The following is a 20,839-nucleotide window of genomic DNA, read 5'->3' as shown; positions in this document are numbered from 1 at the left end:
ATCACTCCCGTGGGGGATCCGGTGCCGCAGACGGCGGCTAGCCGCGCGAACGCGCATCCGGCATGTCGTCTCCCACGTCGCTTGTACTCGAATTCCGCCAAGAGGATAGGCAACAATGCGGCGCATTTAAACGTTCGACGCTGCAACGCAGCAGCATAAGGCTTAAATTAGCGTTAAGTTTTGCGCTTTCAGGCCGGATCAGACGCTCGCGATGCGCTGGCCGCCTGCCGCCGCAACGTCGCCTGACGCAGCTGTTCCACCAGCGCCTTGTGCATGAATTCGTTGCCGCAGGCGACGTCGCCCTGCATGTGGTCGAACTTTTCGCCGTCCATGCCGGAGAGGAACCCGCCGGCCTCGCGGATCAGCACCGCGCCGGCCGCGACGTCCCATGGCCGCAGCGCGCGCTCCCAGTAGCCGTCGAAGCGGCCCGCCGCGACGTAAGCGAGGTCGAGGGCGGCCGCCCCCATGCGCCTGATGCCGGAGGTCTCGCCCATGATCTGGCGCATCTCGTAGAGAGAGGCGGCGTGGTCGCCCTGGCCGAGGAACGGGATGCCGGTTGCGAACAGCGATTCCGGCAGGCGCTGGCGCGCCGCGACGCGCAGGCGGCGATCGTTGAGGAACGCGCCGCCGCCCTTCTCGGCCGTATACAGCTCGTCCATCGCCGGATTGAGGATGACGCCGGCAACGAGCTGGCCGTCACGCTCGAGCGCGATCGAGACGGCGAACATCGGCAGGCCGTGCAGGAAGTTGGTCGTGCCGTCGAGCGGATCGACGATCCAGCGGTGCTGCGGGTCGCGTCCTTCGACCGTGCCGCGCTCTTCCATCAAGAAGCCCCAGTCGGGGCGGGCACGGGAGAGTTCCTGGAAGATCACCTCCTCGGCCCGCCTGTCGGCATTCGACACGAAGTCGGCAGGGCCCTTCATCGAGACCTGCAGGTTCTGCACCTCGCCGAAGTCGCGGATCAGCCCGCGGCCGGCCTTCATGGCGGCCTGGGTCATCACGTTGAGAAGGGCAGAACGAGCCATCTGGTACTTTCAGGAAGGAACTTTGGGCCGAAACCCGGAAAGGAGAAGCGAAGGAGGCGGGCGCCGACGATCAGTCGGCGCGCCGCAGATAGGTGATCTCGTTGGTGTCGACGAGGATCTTCTCGCCCGCCTCGATGAAGGGCGGCACCATCACCCGGATGCCGTTGTCCATCACCGCCGGCTTGTAGGACGAGGCGGCGGTCTGCCCCTTCACCACCGGGTCGGCCTCGACGATGGTCAGCACGACCTGGTCGGGGAGCTTGATGCCGATCGGCTTGTCCTCGTGGCTTTCCACGGTGACCATCATGCCGTCCTGCAGGAAGGCGGCGCGGTCGCCGACGAAATCCTTCTGGAGCTCCAGCTGCTCGTAGGTGCCGGTGTCCATGAACACCAGCATCTCGCCTTCGGCATAGAGGAACTGGTAGTCGTTCTGCTCGAGGCGAACCCGCTCGACCGTCTCAGACGCCCGGAACCGCTCGTTGAGCTTGGTGCCGTCGATCAGGTTCTTGAGCTCGACCTGGGCGAAGGCGCCGCCCTTGCCCGGCTTGACGTGGGCGGTCTTGATCGCGGCCCACAGGCCGCCATTGTGCTCGATCACATTGCCGGGGCGGATTTCGTTTCCGTTGATCTTCATGAAAGCTCTCGAAGGGTTCGGCCGCGACCCGGGTCGCGGTCGCGCGGCATCGTCGGTTGGGCGTAACGTCGGGCATCTTCCATCGGGCGCCGGGCACTGCAGCTGGCCCTGCGCGAGGCGCGCCGAGGTCGCGCGCGTGGCTCGCCGATGGCGGCTCAAGACCACAATCGCGCGTTTCTTTCAAGTCTCGGCCGCGCGGCTCAGCCCGATCCGAGACGGTTGGCGGCCTCCAGCGCCGACTTCTGCGCATCGGCTTCGAGGCCCCGGAAGAAATCGTCGAGGACCGGATCGGTGTTGGACAGGCGCTTGGCCAGCACCGCCCATTTGGCGGCCTCGACCGTATCGGGCTCCGTGCCGATGCCGTCCTTGTAGAGATGCGCCACCCGGTTGATGGCGATCGGGTTGCCGCTTTCGGCAGCGCGCCTGAGGAAGCGGAAGCCTTCCTCCGGCCTCGCCTCCCCGCCCTTGCCGTTGATCAACCAGATCCCGTATTCGACCTGCGCCGTGTCCTGGCCGTTGATCGCCGCCGCACGCAGCCAGGTGCGGGCGCGGGCGACGTCCGCGGTGACGCCGCGACCGTAGGCATAGAGCTGGGACATCGCATATTGCGCGTCGGGAACGCCGGCATTGGCAGCTTTCTCGAACAATGGCCGCGCCTCCTCGAAGCCGGCATTGGGCGCCGCCTCGATCAGCATCTGCGCATAGTTGTACTGCGCCAGCGGCAGGCCCTGGTCGGCCGCCGCCTTCATCAGGTCGCGCGCCTGGGCGAGGTCTTCCTTGCCGGCCGTCCCGTCGAGCAGCATCATCGCATAGCGGAACTGCCCCTCGGGGCTGCCCGATTTCGCCGCCGCCTCGTACCATTTGGCGGCGGCGGCAAGGTCCTGCGCCACGCCGAGGCCGCGGGAGTAGATCTCGCCGAGTAGCGTCTGCGCTGCAGGGTCGCCGAGATTGGCCAGCGGCTCGGCGATCTTCAGGGCGGAGAGATAGAAGCCGCGCTGAAAGGCGCCATAGGCGAGGTCTGCACGGGCAGGCGCCGCCGCGGTGGGCGCCGCCTGTTCCGGCACGGCGGACGGCGTCGGCAGGTCGTCGCCCTGCGAGCCACGCAGCATCTCGTCGATCGTGACCTTGCCGTCGTCCTCCTGGGCCGCCGCCGGAATCGCCGCCAGCGCGACCATCGCGCCGAGCACGGGTGCCGCCACCCGCATCCAGATCAGGCGAAGGCGCATCACGCAGCCTCGCTTTCCATATACGCGTCGAACAGCGCATTGGCGCGGGCGACGGCGGCGCCGGCGCCCTGTGGATCGGCGAAGACGGCAGCCGACACCGCGACGAACTCGGCCCTCGTCGCCGCCGCCTCGGCGACGCTCTCGATGCTGCGGCCGGCCATGACTATGCAGGGGAGTTCGACGATCTCGGCCCACCATTCGGCCATTTCGAGGTTTTTCTCGTGCGCCTCGTCCGCGAGGTCGGCGCCGAGGCGCCCGAAGAACAGATAGTCGGGGAGCTTCTCGCCGGCCTCGAGCGCCTCGTGGCGGGTCTCGAAGCCGGATCCGCCGACGATCAGCTTCGGCGCAAAACGATCGATCGCCTCGGCCAGAGCCGCGACCTCGCCGCCCGTCACATGGATGCCGTCGGCTCCTACCCGGCCGGCACAGCGCGTGTCGTCGACGATGATCGCCGCGGCGCCGGCTTCCTGGATCATCGGCACCAGCAGTTCCGCGAGGCGCTGGAACGATGCCTCGTCGCGGCCGGCGGGGTCGATGATGACGGAGGCCACGTCGCCGCCTGCAAGCGCCGCGCGCATCGCGGTCTCGGCATCGGCGTCGGAGAGCGGCGTGGTGATGAGGACGAGCCTCGGACGGATCAGTTCTTCATTCATCGGGGGACGAGGTTCTCGCGGGAGTTCTGGCTGGTTTTCGCAGCGACACTTGGACGCCCGCAGGCGTTTTAGCAAATCCCGCGTCCCTTGCGAAAGCGGCCGTGCACACAAGCGCGCGAGCGGCAGGACGGAGCCGCCGCGGTTGCGGGCGCCCCGCACCGACCGTAAGGATGGCGACCGATCGATACCGGACCGGCCTGACGCTTGATCACCGACCCCCTCTTCTACGTCTTCGCCGTTCCCGCGGTCATGCTGATCGGGCTGTCGAAAGGCGGCTTCGGCGGCTCGATCACCCTGCTCGGCGTGCCGCTGATGGCCTTCGTCGTAGACCCGGTGACGGCGGCCAGCATCCTGCTGCCGGTCCTGGTGGCGACGGATCTGATCGGCCTCGTCGCCTGGCGTCGCGAATTCGACCGCAGCGTCCTGATGTCGATCCTGCCGGCGGCCTTCGCCGGCGTGGCGTTCGGCTATTTCGCCGCGGCGTTGATTCCGGCGGACGGGTTCCGCGTGCTGCTGGGGCTCTTGTCGCTGTGGTTCGCTATCCGTTGGTTCGTTTCCTCGCGCCACCAGGAGCATGCCCGCGCACCGAACCGGCTGCGGGCCGGCTTCTGGGGCGCGCTGTCGGGCTTCGCGAGCTTCGTCAGCCATGCCGGCGGGCCGCCCTACCAGGTCTACGTGCTGCCGCTGCGGCTGAAGCCGTCGGTCTATGCCAGCACCTCGGTGTTGTTCTTCGCCGCGGTCAATGCCGCCAAGCTGCCGGCCTACTTCCTGCTCGGGCAGTTCTCGTCCCAGAACCTGGCGACGTCGGCGGTGCTGCTGCCCCTCGGCTTCGCCGCGACGCTCGTCGGCGTGTGGATCGTGCGGCGCATCGATCCGGCGTCGTTCTACTGGATCACCTATGGCGTCCTGATCCCGGTCGGCGCGAAGCTCGTCTATGACGGGGTGGTCGGCCTGCTGTCGTGACGGGGGCCGCGCGGTCTTCTATGATTTCCCGACACGGCTGAACGCCGATCGGGGGGAACCATGGGCATCTACGACGAGCATCTCGACCGCAACCCGGCGAACTACCAGCCGCTGACGCCCCTCACCTTCCTGTCGCGGGCCGCCCAGGTGCACCCCGACCGGATCGCGATCATCCACGGGTCGCTCCGCCGGAACTATGCGGACTTCTACCGCCGCTCGCGGCAGCTCGCCTCGGCGCTGGAACGGCGCGGCATTGTGAGGGGCGACACGGTGGCAGTGATGCTGTCGAACACGCCGGCCATGCTCGAGGCCCATCACGGCGTGCCGATGGCGGGGGCCGTGCTGCTGTCGATCAACACACGGCTGGACGCGGCGATCATCGCCTTTCAGCTCGACCACGCCGAAGCCAGGGTCGTGATCGTCGACCGGGAATTTTCCACGGTGATGCGCGAGGCGCTGGCGATGGCGACGTGCCGGCCGCTGGTCGTCGACTACGACGATCCCGACTTCCCCGCCGACGCGCCGGCACCGAAGGGCGATCCCATCGGCAGCCTCGAATACGAGGCGCTGCTGGCCGAGGGCGACCCCGCCTACGAATGGCAGATGCCGGGTGACGAGTGGGATGCGATCTCGCTCAACTACACGTCCGGGACGACCGGCAATCCCAAGGGCGTCGTCTACCATCACCGCGGCGCGGCGCTGATGGGCTACGCCAACGTCATCGCCGCCGGGCTCGGGCGATACCCGGTCTATCTGTGGACGCTGCCGATGTTCCACTGCAACGGCTGGTGCTTCCCCTGGACCCTGGCGGTGCAGGCCGGCACGCATGTCTGCCTGCGCTGGGTCCGGGCGAAGGCGATGTACGAGGCGATCGCCGAACACGGCGTGACCCATCTCTGCGGCGCGCCGATCGTGATGTCGATGCTGATCAATGCCGACGAAAGCGAGAAGCGCGCCTTTCCCCAGAGCGTCGTCTTCAACACCGCCGCCGCGCCGCCGCCGCAGGCCGTCCTGGCCGGCATGCGCGACGCCGGCTTCGAGGTGACGCATCTCTACGGGCTGACCGAGACCTACGGCCCGGCCGTGGTCAACGAATGGAAGCAGGACTGGGATGCGCTCGAGGGCCCCGCCCGCGCAGCGCAGACGGCGCGCCAGGGCGTGCGCTATGCCGCGCTCGAGGATCTGGCGGTCATGGATCCGGAGACGATGGCGAAGACACCCGCCGACGGCGAGACGATCGGCGAGGTGATGTTCCGCGGCAATATCGTCATGCGCGGCTATCTGAAGAACCCCGACGCCTCGGCGGAGGCGTTCCGCGGCGGCTGGTTCCATTCGGGCGACCTCGGGGTGATGCACGAGGACGGCTATGTCGAGCTGAAGGACCGGGCAAAGGACATCATCATCTCGGGCGGCGAGAACATCTCGTCGATCGAGGTCGAGAACGCGCTCTACCAGCATCCGGACGTCGCGACCGTGGCGGTGGTCGCGCGGCCCGACGAGAAATGGGGCGAGACGCCGCTCGCCTTCGTCGAACTGAAGCCCGGCCGCAGCGTGACCGCCGAGGCGCTGATGGAACACTGCCGCGCGCATCTGGCGCGGTTCAAATGCCCGAAGGAAATCCGCTTCGCCGAGGTGCCGCGGACGTCGACCGGCAAGATCCAGAAATACGTCCTGCGAAAGATGCTCGAATAAGGGTCGGTGACCGGGCGCGGGGCATTCCCGCACCCGGCGCGAGGCTCAGTTCCTGGGTTGGCGGAGACGTTCGATCTCGTCTTTCAGCTTGAGCTTCCGCCGCTTCATCTCTGCGAGTTCGGCGTCCGTCATGGCCGGTTTCGAGACCAGCGCGGCCGAAATCTCGTTATCCAGCGCCGAGTGGCGTTGTTCGAGCGTCGCGAGATGGGTATCCAAGGACATGGCTTCTCCCTTCGTGAGTGAGGCAGCGGCCCCGACTGCGGGACCGCAACGTCGACCGTTCGAAGGTGTCACAATTCGGTAGCACTGTCGAACGGCTGACGGGTCCATCGCTATCGCCTCAATGCGGCATTTGTTAATCATCGCCGGGCCCGCACAATGGCAATGCCGGGGCACGATTCGACGGCGAGCAAGCGTTCCGAAAGGATGATGATGGCGGATCAGGAACAGGCGGGCCTGAGGCTCCAGGTCGCACGCCTGCGGCAGGAACATGCGGATTTCGATGCCGCCGTGAATGCGATGGAAGCCATGGGATGCGACCGGCTCCAGGTGCAGCGCATGAAGAAGAAGAAGCTCGCGATCAAGGACCGGCTGCAGGACCTCGAGGACCAGATCATCCCGGACATCAGCGCATGAGCGAGGCCACCACAATCGTCCCGGTCGCCATCATCATGGGCAGCCAGTCGGACTGGAGCGTGATGAAGAACGCCGCCGACACGCTGGAAGCGCTCGGCGTCGCATTCGACGCGCGGATCGTCTCGGCGCATCGCACGCCGGAGCGTCTGTACGAATTTGCCCGCGGCGCGCGGGACGCCGGCTTCAAGGTGATCATCGCCGGCGCCGGCGGCGCGGCGCATCTGCCGGGCATGACCGCCGCGTTGACCCCGCTGCCGGTCTTCGGCGTGCCGGTCGAAAGCCGCGCGCTGTCAGGCAAGGACAGCCTTCTCTCGATCGTCCAGATGCCGGCCGGCATTCCGGTCGGGACGCTGGCGATCGGCCGGGCCGGCGCGATCAACGCCGCGCTGCTCGCCGCCGCCGTGCTGGCGCTATCCGACAGCGCGCTAGCCGCCCGGCTCGACGCGTACCGGCAGGCCCAGACGGACGCCGTCGCGCCGCAGCCGCGGGACGACGCATGAGCGCCGCGCCTTTGCCTGCCGGCAGCATGATCGGCATCATCGGCGGCGGCCAACTCGGGCGCATGCTGGCCATGGCGGCGGCGCGCCTCGGCTACCGTGTCACCATCCTCGACCCGGACGCCGGTTGTCCGGCCGCCCAGGTGGCCGGCGAGACCATCGTCGCCTCCTATGACGATACCGGTGCGCTCGGCCGGCTGGCCAGCCAGTGCGACGTCGTCACCTACGAGTTTGAGAACGTTCCCGTCGAGCCGGTGCGCGCGGCGATCGGCGCGGCGCTGCTGCATCCGCCCGCCGAGGCGCTGGAGGTGGCGCAGGACCGCGTGGTGGAAAAGGCGTTTCTCAACGGCATCGACGTCGAGACCGCCGAATGGCGGGCGATCGATACGGTGGAGGAACTCGGTCATGCGCTGCTCGATCTCGGCGGCGACTGCATCCTGAAGACCCGCCGCTTCGGCTATGACGGCAAGGGCCAGGCGATCATCCGGCCGAGCGGGCCTTATGCGGATGCCTTCGAGAGCCTCGGCAGCGTGCCGTCGATCCTGGAGAAGAAGGTCCCGTTCGCCTATGAGTGCTCGGTGATCGCGGCGCGCGGCACGGATGGCACCGTCGTCGCCTATGATCCGGCCGAGAATGTCCACAGCCTCGGCATCCTGCGGCGATCCACGGTGCCGGGACGGCTGACCCAAAGCGTTGCCGATGCGGCAAAGGCGATCGCCAGCCGCATTGCCGACCGGCTCGGCTATGTCGGCGTGATCGGCGTCGAGTTCTTCGTGCTGGCCGACGACAGCCTGCGGGTGAACGAGATCGCGCCGCGCGTCCACAATTCCGGGCACTGGACCGAAGCCGCCTGCGCCATCTCGCAGTTCGAGCAGCATGTCCGCGCCATAGCGGGCCTGCCGCTCGGCGATCCCGGCCGGCATTCGGACTGCGTGATGGAGAATCTCATCGGCGACGAGATTGGCCGCGTCGCCGAATTGCTCGGCGAGCCGGAGACGGTGGTGCATCTCTACGGCAAGGCGGAAGCGCGGCCGGGGCGCAAGATGGGCCATTTCACCCGGCTTTCCCGCCGATAGTGGCCACGTTCGTCGCGGCGAAGACAATGCAGCGGAACGGCCGCGACTCGTTGACAATACGTGCCGGCAAAGCTATCTCCGCAGCACTTGCGTAGCAGGCCTCGGCCGGCGCGCCCCTTCCCTATGCGGCGGAACGGAAAGGATCCGATCGTCGCTTCAGACGATCCGGTGATGTCATGAAGATCAAGAATTCGCTCAAGGCACTGAAGACCCGCCACCGCGCCAACCGCCTGGTTCGCCGCAAGGGCCGCGTCTACATCATCAACAAGGAAGCCCCGCGCTTCAAGGCCCGCCAGGGCTGATCCCGAGCCGGCCGCCTTCGGGCAGGCCGCTCACCGATATTTCAGTTTGACGGCGCGCATGGGAGACGTAGGTTCTCCTTATGCGCGCCGTTCTGATTTCTGCCGCCCTCAGCCTCGTCCTGGCATTCCCGGCCCCTGCCCTCGCGCAGGATGGCGAGCCGCCGGCAGCCATGCCCGAAGCGTCGCCGGACATCGTGCCGGGCCCCGAAGAGCCGGAGCCGCCGATGGTTTTGCCGGCGCCGGACGAAGAGCTCGAGGAATCCCCTGACGCCTTCGGCAGCGCGCCCCTGCCGGAAGGCGACACCCCGGAAGCCGCCGAAGCCGACGATGCCCCGGCAACGCCGGAGCGGGCGATCGACGATCTGTTTGCCGAGCTTCGCCAGGAGCCCGACGAAGGCAAGGCACGCCTGATCGCTTCTCGGATCGAGCGGCAATGGCGTCGCAGCGGCAGCGCCACGATCGACCTGCTGATGCTGCGGGCGGCAACGGCAATGTCGGAGCAGAACAGCGCTGCTGCGCGCGACCTGCTCGACCAGGCGCTGGTGCTGGCGCCCGACTATGCGGAAGCGTGGAATCGCCGCGCGACGCTGGCCTTCACCACTGACGAGTGGGGCAAGTCGCTGGCCGACATCGAGCAGACGCTGCTGCGCGAGCCGCGCCACTGGGGCGCGATGATGGGCCTTGCCACCATCCTCGAGCGGACGGGCCACAAGGACAAGGCGCTCCAAGCCTACATGCAGGTGCTGACCGTCTATCCGGCGCTCAAATCGGCGCAGGACGCGGCAGGACGTCTGTCCGACGAACTGGTCGGCCCGCTGCTGTGAACGTGGCAGGCGAGCGAGCCATTTATTCGCGGTGGATCACAGGTATAACGGCGCCATGACTGCATTGCTGGAACAGGCCCTGGAGCGAGTCCGGACCCTGCCTGCTGAACTGCAGGATGAGTACGCGCGCATCCTTCTGCGGCTGACTGGCGACGACGACGCGGTCTATCAACTGTCGCCAGAAGAAGAAGCCGATCTCATCGAGGCCGAGGCCGAAATTCGGCGCGGCGAGATAGCTACGGATGCGGCGGTCAACGCTGTCTTTTCGAAATATCGCCGTTGAGGCTGCGCTACACTGAAACCGCTCTCCGTCAGATCGACGAGGCGCTCTTTTATAAAGCCGCACAGTCTCCACGAGTTGCTGCACGCTTCAGCAAACGCATACTGGCTGCAACGGCCCTGATCGAGGCCGACCCAAATGCAGCCCAGGCGACCAGCCGCTCACGTACCCGTCGGGTCTTCCTGGCGCCCTACCCCTATTTTCTGTTTTATCACGTTGCAGCGGACGAAGTCGTGATCACCAGGCTGCGTCACGCAGCACGCAAACCGCTTCCCAGATTCGAGTGACGCGACAATCCACACCATAAGCGAAGCCCCATCCGCTCGCGCACGACGCCGTCGCGAGCGGATGGCTTTGAGGCGGAAGCAGCCTCAGACGGCCGAGAGGCCGTCCGAGCCGATATAGGCGATGCGCAGCATGTTGGTCGCGCCGGGGGTGCGCAGCGGCACGCCGGCCGTGACGATCAGCCGTTCGCCCGACCTTGCATAACCCTGCTCGACCGATATCCGGCAGGCGCGATCGACCATGTCGTCGAGGTCCTGCGCGTCCTCGGTGACGACGCAATGCAGGCCCCAGACCAACGACAGGCGGCGGGCGGTCTCGACCACCGGCGACAGCGCCAGGATCGGGATCTGCGGCCGCTCGCGGGCGGTGCGCAGGCCGGTCGTGCCGGTCGCCGTGTAGGTGACGATCACCGCGACGCCGAGGGTCTCGGCCATCTGCCGGGCCGCGAGCGAGACGGCGTCGGCGCCGGTCGGCTCGGGCGCCGGGCGCTGGGCGAAGATGATGCCGGGATAGAGCGGGTCCTTTTCGACCTGCACGGCGATCCGATCCATCGTGGCGACGGCTTCGACCGGATAGTCGCCAGCCGCCGATTCCGCCGAGAGCATCACCGCGTCGGCGCCTTCGTAGACGGCGGTGGAGACGTCCGAGACCTCGGCGCGCGTCGGCACGGGTGCCGAGATCATCGATTCCAGCATCTGCGTCGCCACGACGACCGGCTTGCCGGCCTTGCGGGCGGCGCGGGTGATTCGCTTCTGGATGCCGGGTACGGTCTCGAGCGGCAGTTCGACGCCGAGATCGCCGCGGGCGACCATGATGGCGTCCGACAATTCGATGATCTCGTCGAGCCGCTCGACCGCCTGGGGCTTTTCGATCTTCGACAGAAGAAAGGCGCGGCCGCGCGCGATCTTGCGCGCCTCGGCCAGGTCGTCGGGACGCTGGATGAAGGACAGCGCGACCCAGTCGACGTTCTCGGCCAGCACCGCGTCGAGATCGCGGCGGTCCTTGTCGGTCAGCGCGCCAGTGGCGAGCGTCGTGTCTGGAAGGCTGACGCCCTTGCGGTCGGAGATCTTGTCGCCGGCGACGACGCGGCACTTGATGTGATGCTGGTCGGTGGAGATGCAGACGAGCTGCAGCCGGCCGTCGTCGATCAGCAGACGGTGCCCTTCCTGGACAGCCGCGAGAATCTCGGGATGCGGCAGGTAGACCCGCGTGGCGTTGCCGGGCGTCGGGTCGTCGTCGAGGGTGAATTCCTGCCCGACGGTGAGCGAAACCTTGCCCTCCTCGAACGGCCCGACCCGGAGCTTCGGTCCCTGGAGGTCGGCGAGGATACCGATCGGGCGGCCCACGGCTTCCTCGACCCGGCGGATCCGCTTGACCAGCTCGCGCATCGTGTCGTGGTCGGCATGGCTCATGTTGATGCGGAAGACATCCGCGCCAGCCTCGTGAAGCTTGCGGATCATCTCTTCCGAAGACGAAGCGGGTCCCAGCGTGGCGAGAATCTTGACCCTGCGGTTGCGTCTCATTGTGTATCCGTACCTTCGCGGGGCGCTTCGGTCAGCTGGACCATCCAGCTTGCCTGCTCGCCCGTGTCGTATTCGCGGAAGCCCATCTTCTGGTACCCGCGCTGAAAGCAGTCCTTGACGCCAGCGATCTTGAATTCGTTTTCGGCGATGCAGAGGCTGACCGTACCCGCCCAGCGGCCATTGCCGTCGGCATCCTCGGCGTAGAGATAGTAGTAGCGCGACGACAGCGGGCCCTCGATGATCGACTTGCAGGTCGTCGCGGGAATGCGCCACCAGCCTTCGGTCGTCCAGCCCGCCTCGGCGCGGTAGCCGATGGCGACGCCGACCAGCGATTGCGTGCCATTGCAGACGCGGAAATCGGCCTTGGCGGCGTCGGCCGTCAGCGGCGCCGACAGGACCGTCAGGCCGATGGCCGTCACGCAGGCTGCCGCGCCGTTCCATAGCCAGCGCAGGGAGTCAGATTTCATCACGCTATCCTCGCTATGCGGATCAGGTCGCAGAATGCCTCTTCTTCGCATAGCGGCCAATGCTGTCAACGACATGACTTTCGTGAGGCTGACCGCAGGTGGTGCTTCGGCCGCCAAGGCGGCGGTGCCACACTGACATACCGACGATCTCAGCGGGGGCAAAGCGTTGCCGGCACCGAACGCGCGCGACGATGCCTCCGCACCTAGCCTATCGTGCCGCAATAGGCGAGCCCGTGCCGTCGCCGGTCGTGGACTTGATCCGCGTTGCGGCGGGGGCGATATGCGGGGCGAGCAGGGACGAACCGCACAAGGAGCCGCGATCATGGACGACATCAGCGAGAGGCAGCGCCTCGAATACGAGGCAGCGGCGTTCCGGCGATTGCGCGATCACCTGCGCGCCCGGACAGACGTGCAGAATATCGACCTGATGAACCTCGCCGGCTTTTGCCGCAACTGTCTCTCCAACTGGTACCGGGACGCAGCTGCCGCCGACGGTCGCGAAATCAGCAAGGACGAGGCGCGGGAAATCGTCTACGGGATGCCCTACGAGGTGTGGCGCGAGACCTACCAGACGGAAGCGGCCCCCGAGTCCCAGGCGCGCTTCGGGACGTCCCGGCCGCACGACTGACGAGAGACTCCCCGGCCCTCGCGCCGGCCCCATTCAACGAATCGCTCGCGTCTGCTAGGCCGCTGCGCGAATGCCGCATGACGGCGCCATACGGAGACCCGAGATGTCCGACGTGCATGATGTCGCTCAGGATCAACTACGCTCTTTCGTCGAGCGGATCGAACGACTCGAGGAAGAAAAGAAGACCATCGCGGACGACATCAAGGACGTCTATGCGGAGGCCAAGGGCAACGGCTTCGACACCAAGGTGCTGCGCCGCGTGATCTCGCTGCGCAAGCAGGATCAGAACGAGCGCCAGGAACAGGAGGCGATCCTCGATCTCTACCTGCAGGCACTCGGCATGGCCGCCGATCTCGCCAAGGACTGACCTCTCCCTTGCGACACGAAAAAGGCCCGCGGGCGCAAGCCTGCGGGCCTTTTTTCATCACAGCGGCAGCAAGCTGCTGCCTTCGTGATTACCTCGCAGCGGCGCGGCGCCGCTTGTGGCCAAGGCCCATCTGCTTGGCGAGGCGCGAGCGCGCGGCGGCATAGTTCGGGGCAACCATCGGATAGTCGGTCGGCAGATCCCACTTCTCCCGATACTCCTCGGGAGTCAGGTTGTAGTGGGTCATCAAATGGCGCTTGAGCGACTTGAACTTCTTGCCGTCCTCGAGACAGATGATGAAGTCGTCGGTCACCGACTTCTTGACCGGCACGGCCGGCTTCGGCTTCTCGGCCAGGGGTGCCTGCGGCGCGATGGTGGTGCGGCCGAGCGCGCCATAGACGTCGGAGATAAGTCCCGGAAGTTCCGAGACAGGCAACGAATTGTTGCTGACATAGGCGGCCACCACTTCGGCCGTCAATTCCATCAGCATCTCGTTGTTGTCGACGTTTTCGATCTGATCCATTTTTTTTCCAATCATGTGCGAAGAGGGTGGCGGACTAGCTGGTCCGCAGTGGTGATCTCCGCGGCAGCGTACAAGTTACGCGTGTTTCGATGGCGCGATGTGCGATACAACGCCCTCAGAGATCCGTATTCATAACTCTATACTTAGTGTCAAGCGCCACCTTTGCAATCCCAAGCTTTTTGATTTCCACCCGGTCGGGAAGACGTTCCGAATTGAGCATTTCAGAGAATCGATCACACGATCATTACGAACAGGTAAGAATTCACAGAGCCCATATGTGAAGACATGAACTATGGTGCCGGGATTTCAGTTCTTTACGACACATTCTACGCCTGCCGTTCGGCGGCCCGGGAATAATTCCCGGCGGGGTTCATCTCGCCAGTGAGTTGCAAGCTTTCCAAGACCGCACGTTTTGCTGGCCGTATTGGGCCGGATTCGGCGCCGGCTGCAGCTGCCGTCACAGTGGCAGGGGCCTTCATCTGGAGGATATTTCGGGACGCGGGCTGATAGCCGCTATTGCGACGGTCCCCACGGCGCGGACGCAACCGTGCTGCACCGACAGGAGATGGGGATCATCGCGGCATCCCCGCGCGGACGAGGCCGGTCCCGAACGCAGACGGGGCAAGCGTCCGGCACTCTACCGCCACTCACCCCGCGCGGGATGCCGTCGAAGGGGCCGCTCCTTGGCACCCCCGTAGTACGTCTCGTGACCGCCGGGGGCGGTCACGAGACGTTAAGACTTACTGGAGCTTCACGAGCGGCAGGAAGTTCACTGCCGAGCCGGAGAAGCGGCCGGTCTTCTGCGCGGCCGTTGCGGGCGCGAAACCCGCGGCAAAGACCGAGGACGGGACATCGCCGACCAGACGGTGCCCATCCGGCATCTGCTGCGGCAATTCGCGTGCGCGCTGGGCCGGATCGGCGACCAGGGCGGCGACGGCGATACGCGACGCGATGGCTTCCTGCGGATCGACGGTGACGGCCTTGACCGGCGGCATCGCCGGCTCCTTCAGCACGCGTCCGCCCTTGCCTTCGATCACCGGCGCGCGCGCCGGCTGAAGCAGCGGAGCCGGACGGCTTGCCGCCGCGGTGAGCAGGGAAGCCACCTGTGTCGTCTCCGGCTTTGCCGCCGGGCGCGGCGAGGCAGCCGGCACCGGTGCCGCAGCGACGACAGTCGGCTTGGCCGGATCGGCAGCGGGCGTGGAAGGCGCTGCAGGGGCAGCGGCGACCACCGCCGGCTCGTTCAGCACGGCATCGAATTGCGGCCGGTCACGCGGGGTGGGCACGGCGTAGGCCATCTGGCCGGCGGCAACGGTCTCGGCAGCCTGGGTCTCGAGTGCCGCGACCAGCGAGGATACGGCGTCCGGCTCGGCGGTTGCCGGCTGTTCCGGCATGGCCCGCGATGGCGCCCAGGTCGGGACCGGGATCTTGGCAGACTCCAGCGCCGCGACTTCCGTCTCGACGGCCGGAGCATTCTCGCGCGCCGGCGAAGTCACGTCGAAGCGATCGCCGACCTGCACCGCCACGGCGTTGGGCAGGCTCTGGTTCGGGCGCGACTGCGGCACGACCGAGGCCACGGCGACAGCCGGCTCGGGCTGGCGGGCTGCAGGCTGGCGAGCTGCAGGCGCCGCGGCCGGTGCCACATCCGCCTCATCCTCGGCCTCGTCGCTCCCGCCGCCGAACAGCATGGCCAGAAGCGTCTTGCCGCCACCGGACGAACTGGCATTCGCGACCTGGACCTCGGAAGCGCCCTTGCGCTGCTTGTAGGAGGCGAGCGCCTGCTGGTAGCCGGGCAGCGGCTTGCCGTCGGACGGAACGTGCACGGTGTTCCCCTTCGGGAAGACGGCAACCAGTTCCTTGCGGCTCATGCGCGGCCAGTGGCGCGCATTGCCGACGTCGAAATGCACGAAGGGCGAACCGGACCGGGGATAATAACCGACGCCCCCGACCTGCATCTTCAGGCCGATGTCACGCATCTTCTTGAGCGGGACACCGGGAATGTAGAAATCCATCGCCTTGCCGGCCGTGTGCTGGCTGGTCTTGGCGACGCCGGAGCTGCGCGAACGCAGCATGTTGTTGGTAGCTGGGGAGCGGTAGGAACTGACGACGTTGATGGCGTTGCTCGAGCCGGTCTGGCGGTAGGCTTCCCATACCAGGTCGATGAGGCGCGGGTCGATGGTGGTCGGCTCGTTCCGGCGCCAGTCGCGCAGGAACCAGTTGATCTTCTTCATCTCCGCCGCCACGTAGCGGCCGTTGCGCTTGTAGGCGAAGGAGCCCTGCTCCTTGTTGTGGACGTTGTAGAGCTTGATGACCCGGGTCTCGGCTTTCACCGTCGTCGCAACCCCCAGTCCGAACACGACCAGAGCAGCGAGCGTCGCGATGCGCTTGGCCATGCGGCCCGCGCGAGCGGTGTGTCCGAGCATTCGGTATTCCCCTCAAAAACCGCTGCAGTCCCCGCGCATGTCCCCCGGGCACTGCTGTCATAGGAACTGTCACCCCACACGTCCAGTTTTTCCAGAACTGCGGCATGAAGATGACAGTCGCCAAACTTCCCGCGGATTTTGCTCCGAAAGCGTTAAGCTCCAATTAAGGTTATTTGGCCGGGACTTGGCCTCTGCTCGCACGGATCGGCGCGTTAGATTCGGCGGGCGGAACGTCAGGTGCCGATATTGTATTCGCGCATCTTGCGGTAGAGCGTCGAGCGCCCGATCCCCAGCCGGCGGGCGATCTCGCTCATCTGCCCCTCGTACTGGCAGAGCGCGATCCGGATCACGTCGGCCTCGATATCCTCGATCCGGCGGATCTGCCCCGTCTCGTCGCGCAGCGGGAATGCCGCCGGCGCAGCGTGGGAGTCGATCTCGATGCTGCGGCCAGGATTCGGATGATCGGTTGAGTCCAACTGTGGTTCGGACGGCGGGCCGGGTCGCGACGTCGCCGTGACCAGCGCGGCGACATGGGCAAAATCCGCCGCTTCCAGCGTCTCGGATTCGCTGAGGACAAGGGCGCGATAGACGGCATTCTCGAGCTGGCGGATATTGCCGGGCCAGTCGTATCGCTGCAGCAGGTCGAGCGCGCCGCGCGACATCAGGCGGCCGGGCGCCTGCCGCTCGAGCTGTCCGTAGCGATCGAGGAAGGTTTTTGCGAGGCCCGGGATTTCGTCGCGGCGCTCCCGCAGCGGCGGGACATGGATCTCGAAGGCGTTCAGCCGGTAGAACAGGTCTTCGCGGAAACGGCCCGCCGCAACGGCCGCAGCAAGGCCGCGATTGGTGGCCGAGATGATCCGGACGTCGACGCGTTTTTTCGTGGTACCGCCGAGGAGATCGACCTCGCCGGTCTGCAGCACCCGCAGCAGCTTGACCTGCGCGGCCATGGGCAGTTCGCCGACCTCGTCGAGGAAGAGCGTGCCGCCATCGGCCTGCAGGAACTTGCCGTCGTGGCGCTGGCCGGCGTCGGTGAAGGCCCCCTTCTCGTGGCCGAAAAGGATGCTCTCGGCGAGGTCCGCAGGGATTGCGCCGCAGTTCAGCGTGACGAAGGGCTGCTCCGCGCGGTTGCCCTCCGCCTGGATCGCGGCGGCGAGCCATTCCTTGCCGACGCCGGTCTCACCCTCGATCAGCACGGGAATGGCCGAGCGCGCGGCCTTCGCCGCTGCCAGCAGCACCGGGCGGAGCGCAGGGGAAGCATCGGCCGTTGCCAGCAGCCGCCTGCTCCTGCCGGCCAGGGCGGGCCGACGCGGCGCGGCCGGCATGCGTGACGCGCTGCCCAGCACGTCGCGAAACCTGTCAGGCGAGAAGGGCTTCACCAGGAAGTCGAACGCCCCGGCGCGCATCGCCTCGACGACGGTCTCGATCGATCCCCGGGCGGTCTGGACGACAACGGGGATCGCGATCTCCCGACGGCGCATCTCCGCCAGCACCTCGAGCCCGCCGGTGTCCGGCATCATCAGGTCGAGGACGACCGCCATGATCGAGCCGCGATGCTTGCCGTCGAGCGTCTCGAGCGCGGCACGACCGCCGGCGCAGCAAATCGGGGTGTAGCCCATGCGCGTGACTTGGGCGTCAAGCAATCGACGTTGTATAGGATCGTCATCGACAATGAGTACGCGTTGCGACACGTCAGCCTCCGACCTCGTCCCAACGCGAGGATGACCCAATTTGGCACGACCGACTGAAATTCGGCTGAACGGACATGATCAACGGTCATGGTTCGATTTGCCGGCAATTCGAACGAACCCGGCTGATGGCCGCCTGCCCTCCAGAACGAGCACGACGCGATGAACCTGCCTTTCCGTCCGACCTTTTCCGCCGTCGAAGCTGCCGGCGGTGATGCCGCGGCGCTGCCCGAGTGGAATCTGGCCGACCTCTATCCGTCGATGGACAGCCAGGAGCTGGCCGACGATCTTGCCGAGGCGCGCCGTCTGGCGGAGGCCTTCCAGACGCGCTGGCGCGGGACACTGACCCAGGCGGCGACGACCGGGGAGCCGAGCCTGGCCGAGGCGGTGGTCGCGTTCGAGGCGCTGGAAGAGCTGCTGGGGCGGATCATCTCCTATGCCGGGCTGATCTATTCCGGCGATACGTCGGACCCTGCGCGCGCCAAGTTCTATGGCGACATCCAGTCCGCCGTGACCGACATCTCGTCGCGGCTCCTGTTCTTTCCGCTGGAGCTCAACCGGATCGACGATGCGGTGGTCGACGCCGCGATGGCGCGGGACCCGGCGCTCGCCCACTACCGGCCGTGGCTCGTGGACCTGCGCCAGGACAAGCCGTTCCAGCTCGAGGACCGGGTCGAGGAGCTCTTCCACGAGAAGGCGATCACCGGCCGGGGCGCGTGGAACCGGTTGTTCGACGAGACGCTGACGTCGCTGCGCTTCACCGTCGACGGCGACGATCTGGCGCTGGAGGCGACGCTCAACCTCCTGCAGGACCCGGACGGCGAGAAGCGCCGCAAGGCCGCAAGCGCCCTGGCTAACGTCTTCAGCGAGAACCTGCGCACCTTCACGCTGATCACCAACACGCTCGCCAAGGACAAGGAAATCTCCGATCGCTGGCGCGGCTTCGAGGACGTCGCGGACTCGCGGCATCTGGCCAACCGGGTCGAGCGGGAAGTGGTCGATGCGCTGGAGAAGGCGGTGTCGGACGCCTATCCATCGATCTCGCACCGCTACTACGCCATGAAGGCGAAGTGGCTGGGGCTCGACGTGCTGGATTTCTGGGATCGCAACGCGCCGCTGCCGGACGCCCGCCGTCGCGACATCTCTTGGGACGAGGCGCGCGAGACTGTACTCTCGGCCTATTCCGGCTTCTCGCCGGAAATGGCGGCGATCGCCGAGCCGTTCTTCAAGAATGGCTGGATCGACGCCGCGATCCGTCCCGGCAAGTCGCCCGGCGCCTTCGCCCATCCGACCGTGCCCAGCGTCCACCCCTACGTGCTGCTCAATTACATGGGCAAGCCGCGAGACGTGATGACGCTCGCCCACGAGCTCGGCCACGGCGTGCACCAGGTGCTGGCCGGGCGCCAGGGCGCGCTGATGGCGGCGACGCCGCTGACGCTGGCCGAGACCGCCTCGGTGTTCGGCGAGATGCTGACCTTCCGATCGCTGCTCGACCAGACGAAGACCAAGGCCGAACGCAAGACGCTGCTCGCCTCCAAGGTCGAGGACATGATCAACACGGTGGTGCGCCAGATCGCCTTCTACCAGTTCGAGCGGGCGCTGCACGAAGAACGCCGGCAGGGCGAGCTGACCACCGAGCGGATCGGCGAAATCTGGATGGACGTCCAGGCCCGCAGCCTCGGCCCGTCGCTGCGGCTCGGCGACGGCTACGAGACCTACTGGACCTACGTGCCGCACTTCATCCATTCGCCCTTCTACGTCTATGCCTACGCCTTCGGCGACTGCCTGGTGAACTCGCTCTACGCGGTCTACGAGAACTCCGAATCCGGCTTCCAGGAGAAGTATTTCGCGATGCTCAAGGCCGGCGGCACGAAGCATCACTCCGAGCTCCTGAAGCCCTTCGGCCTCGACGCCTCGGATCCGGCCTTCTGGTCCCGTGGCCTCGCCATGATCTCCGGCTTCATCGACGAGCTGGAGGCGATGGAGGATTGAACCTTCAGCTCACTCCCACGCGTCGCCCCATTCCAGCCGTCGTGCGGAGCGGAAGGTCTCGCCCTCTCGCTTGGTGACCAGGCGCTCCTGCAGCGTGCCGCCGGCGGTGCAGAGCTTCAGCTGCACCTTGCCGCTGCCGCTGCGGGGCGGCGCCAGCACCCGTGCCGCGGGCGGCGGAGCGGCTTGCCGGGCGACCGCGAGATAGATGAATTTCTCGTCCTCGTAGGGCACCGTGCCGCCCTTGGTCAGGCGGTGGGTGCGCGAGCGCTCGACCCGTTCGGCGAAATGGCACCAGTCGGGCGGCGTCAGCGGACAGGCGGCGGCGTGCGGGCACGGCGCCAGGATCGCGCCGCCCTCGGCCAGAAGCTGGTCGCGTGCCGCGAGGATGCGGCGCCAGCCCGCCGTGGTGCCAGGCTCGACGATCACCAGCACGCCCCGCGTCAGGCGCCAGAGTTCGGCGACGAGGCGGGGGGTGGCTGCCGGCGGCAATTCGTCGAGGACATAGGCGAGCGAGACGAGATCGGCCGGTTCGCGCGCCGAAAGACCGGCCAACACGTCTGCCTCGACCCACTCGACCGCGGGACCGGCATCCGACAGTCCTGCCTCGCAGAGCGCCTGACCGATTGCCATGGCCGGTGGGCTGGCCTCGACCAAAGTCGCCGCGCCGAGGCTGTCGAACGTGTCGAGGGCGGCCCAGAGTGCCGTCCCCGGCCCTGCCCCGACATCGAGCAGCGTGAGCGGCGCGAAGTCGGGGCGGCGCAGGGCGACGGCGGCAAGGCTCGCCCGGACCGCGGCGAATGTCGCCGGCATGCGGGCAGCCAGATAGGCCAGCACCGCCGCCTCGCCGTCCAGATGGCGTTTGCCGTCACGTGTCTCGGCACGGTAGCGCTGCGACAGGCGCGCGCCTTCGGTGCGCAGGCCGGCAAGTGGCCGGTCGTCCAGATGGGCATCGAGGGCAAGGCGCAAGGCCGGGGGAAGCTGCATTCAGGTTTCGGCCGTAGCGGTCTCGGGAGAGGATGAACCAAGGGCATTTGACCACACCCAGACGCAAAACCAAGCTGCGCCCGCAATGTCGGTCAGGCTTCCTGCCCTTTCATTTGTCACCTAACTGTCCTAGCCCCTGTCATGAAACTGTTCTAGCGCC

General features: G+C 66.9%; 23 protein-coding genes. 12 read left to right on the top strand and 11 right to left on the bottom strand.

Going from position 1 to position 20,839, the window contains the following annotated elements; genetic code table 11:
- Positions 1–188: 188 nt before the first annotated feature.
- From GGR03_RS15055 to GGR03_RS15040, 4 genes are all read right to left on the bottom strand, one after another.
- The gene (locus GGR03_RS15055; RefSeq protein WP_183209474.1) at positions 189–1,025 is read right to left on the bottom strand and encodes an inositol monophosphatase family protein; all 837 of its coding nucleotides are present in this window, start codon (positions 1,023–1,025) and stop codon (positions 189–191) included.
- 70 nt (positions 1,026–1,095) lie between these two features.
- Complete coding sequence (gene efp / locus GGR03_RS15050; RefSeq protein ID WP_183209472.1) at positions 1,096–1,659, bottom strand: elongation factor P; 564 nt, start codon at positions 1,657–1,659, stop codon at positions 1,096–1,098.
- A gap of 200 nt (positions 1,660–1,859) precedes the next feature.
- The gene (locus GGR03_RS15045; RefSeq protein WP_183209470.1) at positions 1,860–2,885 is read right to left on the bottom strand and encodes a tetratricopeptide repeat protein; all 1,026 of its coding nucleotides are present in this window, start codon (positions 2,883–2,885) and stop codon (positions 1,860–1,862) included.
- Complete coding sequence (locus GGR03_RS15040) at positions 2,885–3,538, bottom strand: thiamine phosphate synthase (protein ID WP_183209468.1); 654 nt, start codon at positions 3,536–3,538, stop codon at positions 2,885–2,887. The genes GGR03_RS15045 and GGR03_RS15040 overlap by 1 nt, the downstream gene beginning before the upstream one ends.
- Before the next feature lie 204 nt (positions 3,539–3,742).
- Between GGR03_RS15040 and GGR03_RS15035 the strand changes: the two genes are divergently transcribed.
- Together GGR03_RS15035 and GGR03_RS15030 are read left to right on the top strand one after the other, a co-directional pair.
- A complete protein-coding gene (locus GGR03_RS15035) occupies positions 3,743–4,501 on the top strand; it encodes a sulfite exporter TauE/SafE family protein (protein WP_246368062.1) in 759 nt (252 codons plus the stop codon).
- Positions 4,502–4,561: 60 nt separating this feature from the next.
- Entirely contained in the window at positions 4,562–6,193 is a 1,632-nt protein-coding gene (locus GGR03_RS15030; protein WP_183209466.1) for an acyl-CoA synthetase, read from the top strand.
- Between the two features lie 45 nt (positions 6,194–6,238).
- On the opposite strand, the gene GGR03_RS15025 is transcribed toward GGR03_RS15030, so the two are convergent.
- Positions 6,239–6,415: a YdcH family protein gene (locus tag GGR03_RS15025; protein ID WP_183209464.1), complete on the bottom strand. Its 177-nt coding sequence runs from the start codon at positions 6,413–6,415 to the stop codon at positions 6,239–6,241.
- 210 nt (positions 6,416–6,625) lie between these two features.
- Here GGR03_RS15025 and GGR03_RS15020 point away from each other — a divergent pair, with 210 nt between their 5' ends.
- From GGR03_RS15020 to GGR03_RS14990, 7 genes are all read left to right on the top strand, one after another.
- Positions 6,626–6,829 carry a YdcH family protein gene (locus GGR03_RS15020; protein WP_163043892.1) on the top strand — a complete coding sequence of 68 codons (204 nt, stop codon included), beginning with the start codon at positions 6,626–6,628 and terminating at the stop codon, positions 6,827–6,829.
- Entirely contained in the window at positions 6,826–7,329 is a 504-nt protein-coding gene (gene purE, locus GGR03_RS15015; protein ID WP_183209461.1) for a 5-(carboxyamino)imidazole ribonucleotide mutase, read from the top strand. Before GGR03_RS15020 ends, purE begins: the two co-directional genes overlap by 4 nt.
- Positions 7,326–8,402, top strand: a complete 1,077-nt coding sequence (locus GGR03_RS15010) for a 5-(carboxyamino)imidazole ribonucleotide synthase (protein ID WP_183209459.1) — start codon at positions 7,326–7,328, stop codon at positions 8,400–8,402. Before purE ends, GGR03_RS15010 begins: the two co-directional genes overlap by 4 nt.
- Before the next feature lie 176 nt (positions 8,403–8,578).
- Entirely contained in the window at positions 8,579–8,704 is a 126-nt protein-coding gene (gene ykgO, locus GGR03_RS15005) for a type B 50S ribosomal protein L36 (RefSeq protein ID WP_163043889.1), read from the top strand.
- An 80-nt stretch (positions 8,705–8,784) separates the two neighbouring features.
- On the top strand, positions 8,785–9,528 hold the full coding sequence (locus GGR03_RS15000; RefSeq protein WP_246368060.1) for a tetratricopeptide repeat protein: 744 nt from the start codon (positions 8,785–8,787) through the stop codon (positions 9,526–9,528).
- Between the two features lie 55 nt (positions 9,529–9,583).
- On the top strand, positions 9,584–9,811 hold the full coding sequence (locus tag GGR03_RS14995; protein WP_183209457.1) for a hypothetical protein: 228 nt from the start codon (positions 9,584–9,586) through the stop codon (positions 9,809–9,811).
- On the top strand, positions 9,808–10,095 hold the full coding sequence (locus GGR03_RS14990) for a type II toxin-antitoxin system RelE/ParE family toxin (RefSeq protein ID WP_183209455.1): 288 nt from the start codon (positions 9,808–9,810) through the stop codon (positions 10,093–10,095). The genes GGR03_RS14995 and GGR03_RS14990 overlap by 4 nt, the downstream gene beginning before the upstream one ends.
- Before the next feature lie 84 nt (positions 10,096–10,179).
- Here GGR03_RS14990 and pyk read toward each other — a convergent pair whose 3' ends face one another.
- Both pyk and GGR03_RS14980 read right to left on the bottom strand, forming a co-directional pair.
- Entirely contained in the window at positions 10,180–11,616 is a 1,437-nt protein-coding gene (gene pyk, locus GGR03_RS14985) for a pyruvate kinase (RefSeq protein ID WP_183209453.1), read from the bottom strand.
- On the bottom strand, positions 11,613–12,083 hold the full coding sequence (locus GGR03_RS14980) for a DUF1036 domain-containing protein (protein ID WP_246368058.1): 471 nt from the start codon (positions 12,081–12,083) through the stop codon (positions 11,613–11,615). The genes pyk and GGR03_RS14980 overlap by 4 nt, the downstream gene beginning before the upstream one ends.
- Before the next feature lie 322 nt (positions 12,084–12,405).
- Here GGR03_RS14980 and GGR03_RS14975 point away from each other — a divergent pair, with 322 nt between their 5' ends.
- Positions 12,406–12,711 (top strand): DUF1244 domain-containing protein, encoded by a 306-nt coding sequence (locus GGR03_RS14975; protein WP_183209451.1) that lies wholly within the window; start codon positions 12,406–12,408, stop codon positions 12,709–12,711.
- A gap of 103 nt (positions 12,712–12,814) precedes the next feature.
- Positions 12,815–13,078 carry a DUF2312 domain-containing protein gene (locus GGR03_RS14970; RefSeq protein WP_163043884.1) on the top strand — a complete coding sequence of 88 codons (264 nt, stop codon included), beginning with the start codon at positions 12,815–12,817 and terminating at the stop codon, positions 13,076–13,078.
- An 88-nt stretch (positions 13,079–13,166) separates the two neighbouring features.
- Here GGR03_RS14970 and GGR03_RS14965 read toward each other — a convergent pair whose 3' ends face one another.
- The 3 genes from GGR03_RS14965 to GGR03_RS14955 all read right to left on the bottom strand — a co-directional run bounded on the left by GGR03_RS14965 (position 13,167) and on the right by GGR03_RS14955 (position 17,634).
- Positions 13,167–13,598 carry a Ros/MucR family transcriptional regulator gene (locus tag GGR03_RS14965; RefSeq protein WP_183209449.1) on the bottom strand — a complete coding sequence of 144 codons (432 nt, stop codon included), beginning with the start codon at positions 13,596–13,598 and terminating at the stop codon, positions 13,167–13,169.
- Between the two features lie 740 nt (positions 13,599–14,338).
- Complete coding sequence (locus tag GGR03_RS24645; protein ID WP_183209447.1) at positions 14,339–16,018, bottom strand: peptidoglycan L,D-endopeptidase MepK; 1,680 nt, start codon at positions 16,016–16,018, stop codon at positions 14,339–14,341.
- A gap of 233 nt (positions 16,019–16,251) precedes the next feature.
- Positions 16,252–17,634, bottom strand: coding sequence for a sigma-54-dependent transcriptional regulator (locus GGR03_RS14955; protein WP_246368056.1), 1,383 nt, complete (start codon positions 17,632–17,634; stop codon positions 16,252–16,254).
- Between the two features lie 231 nt (positions 17,635–17,865).
- Here GGR03_RS14955 and GGR03_RS14950 point away from each other — a divergent pair, with 231 nt between their 5' ends.
- The gene (locus GGR03_RS14950) at positions 17,866–19,695 is read left to right on the top strand and encodes a M3 family oligoendopeptidase (protein ID WP_183209444.1); all 1,830 of its coding nucleotides are present in this window, start codon (positions 17,866–17,868) and stop codon (positions 19,693–19,695) included.
- Between the two features lie 9 nt (positions 19,696–19,704).
- Here the strand turns inward: GGR03_RS14950 and GGR03_RS14945 are convergent, their stop codons facing one another.
- A complete protein-coding gene (locus tag GGR03_RS14945; RefSeq protein WP_183209441.1) occupies positions 19,705–20,679 on the bottom strand; it encodes a small ribosomal subunit Rsm22 family protein in 975 nt (324 codons plus the stop codon).
- Positions 20,680–20,839: the final 160 nt, after the last annotated feature.

The sequence above is a fragment of the Aurantimonas endophytica genome (assembly GCF_014196845.1).
In the GTDB taxonomy this organism is placed as follows: domain Bacteria; phylum Pseudomonadota; class Alphaproteobacteria; order Rhizobiales; family Rhizobiaceae; genus Aurantimonas; species Aurantimonas endophytica.
Note: the sequence above shows the minus strand (reverse complement) of the source record. Positions and strands in the feature narration are given on the sequence as shown.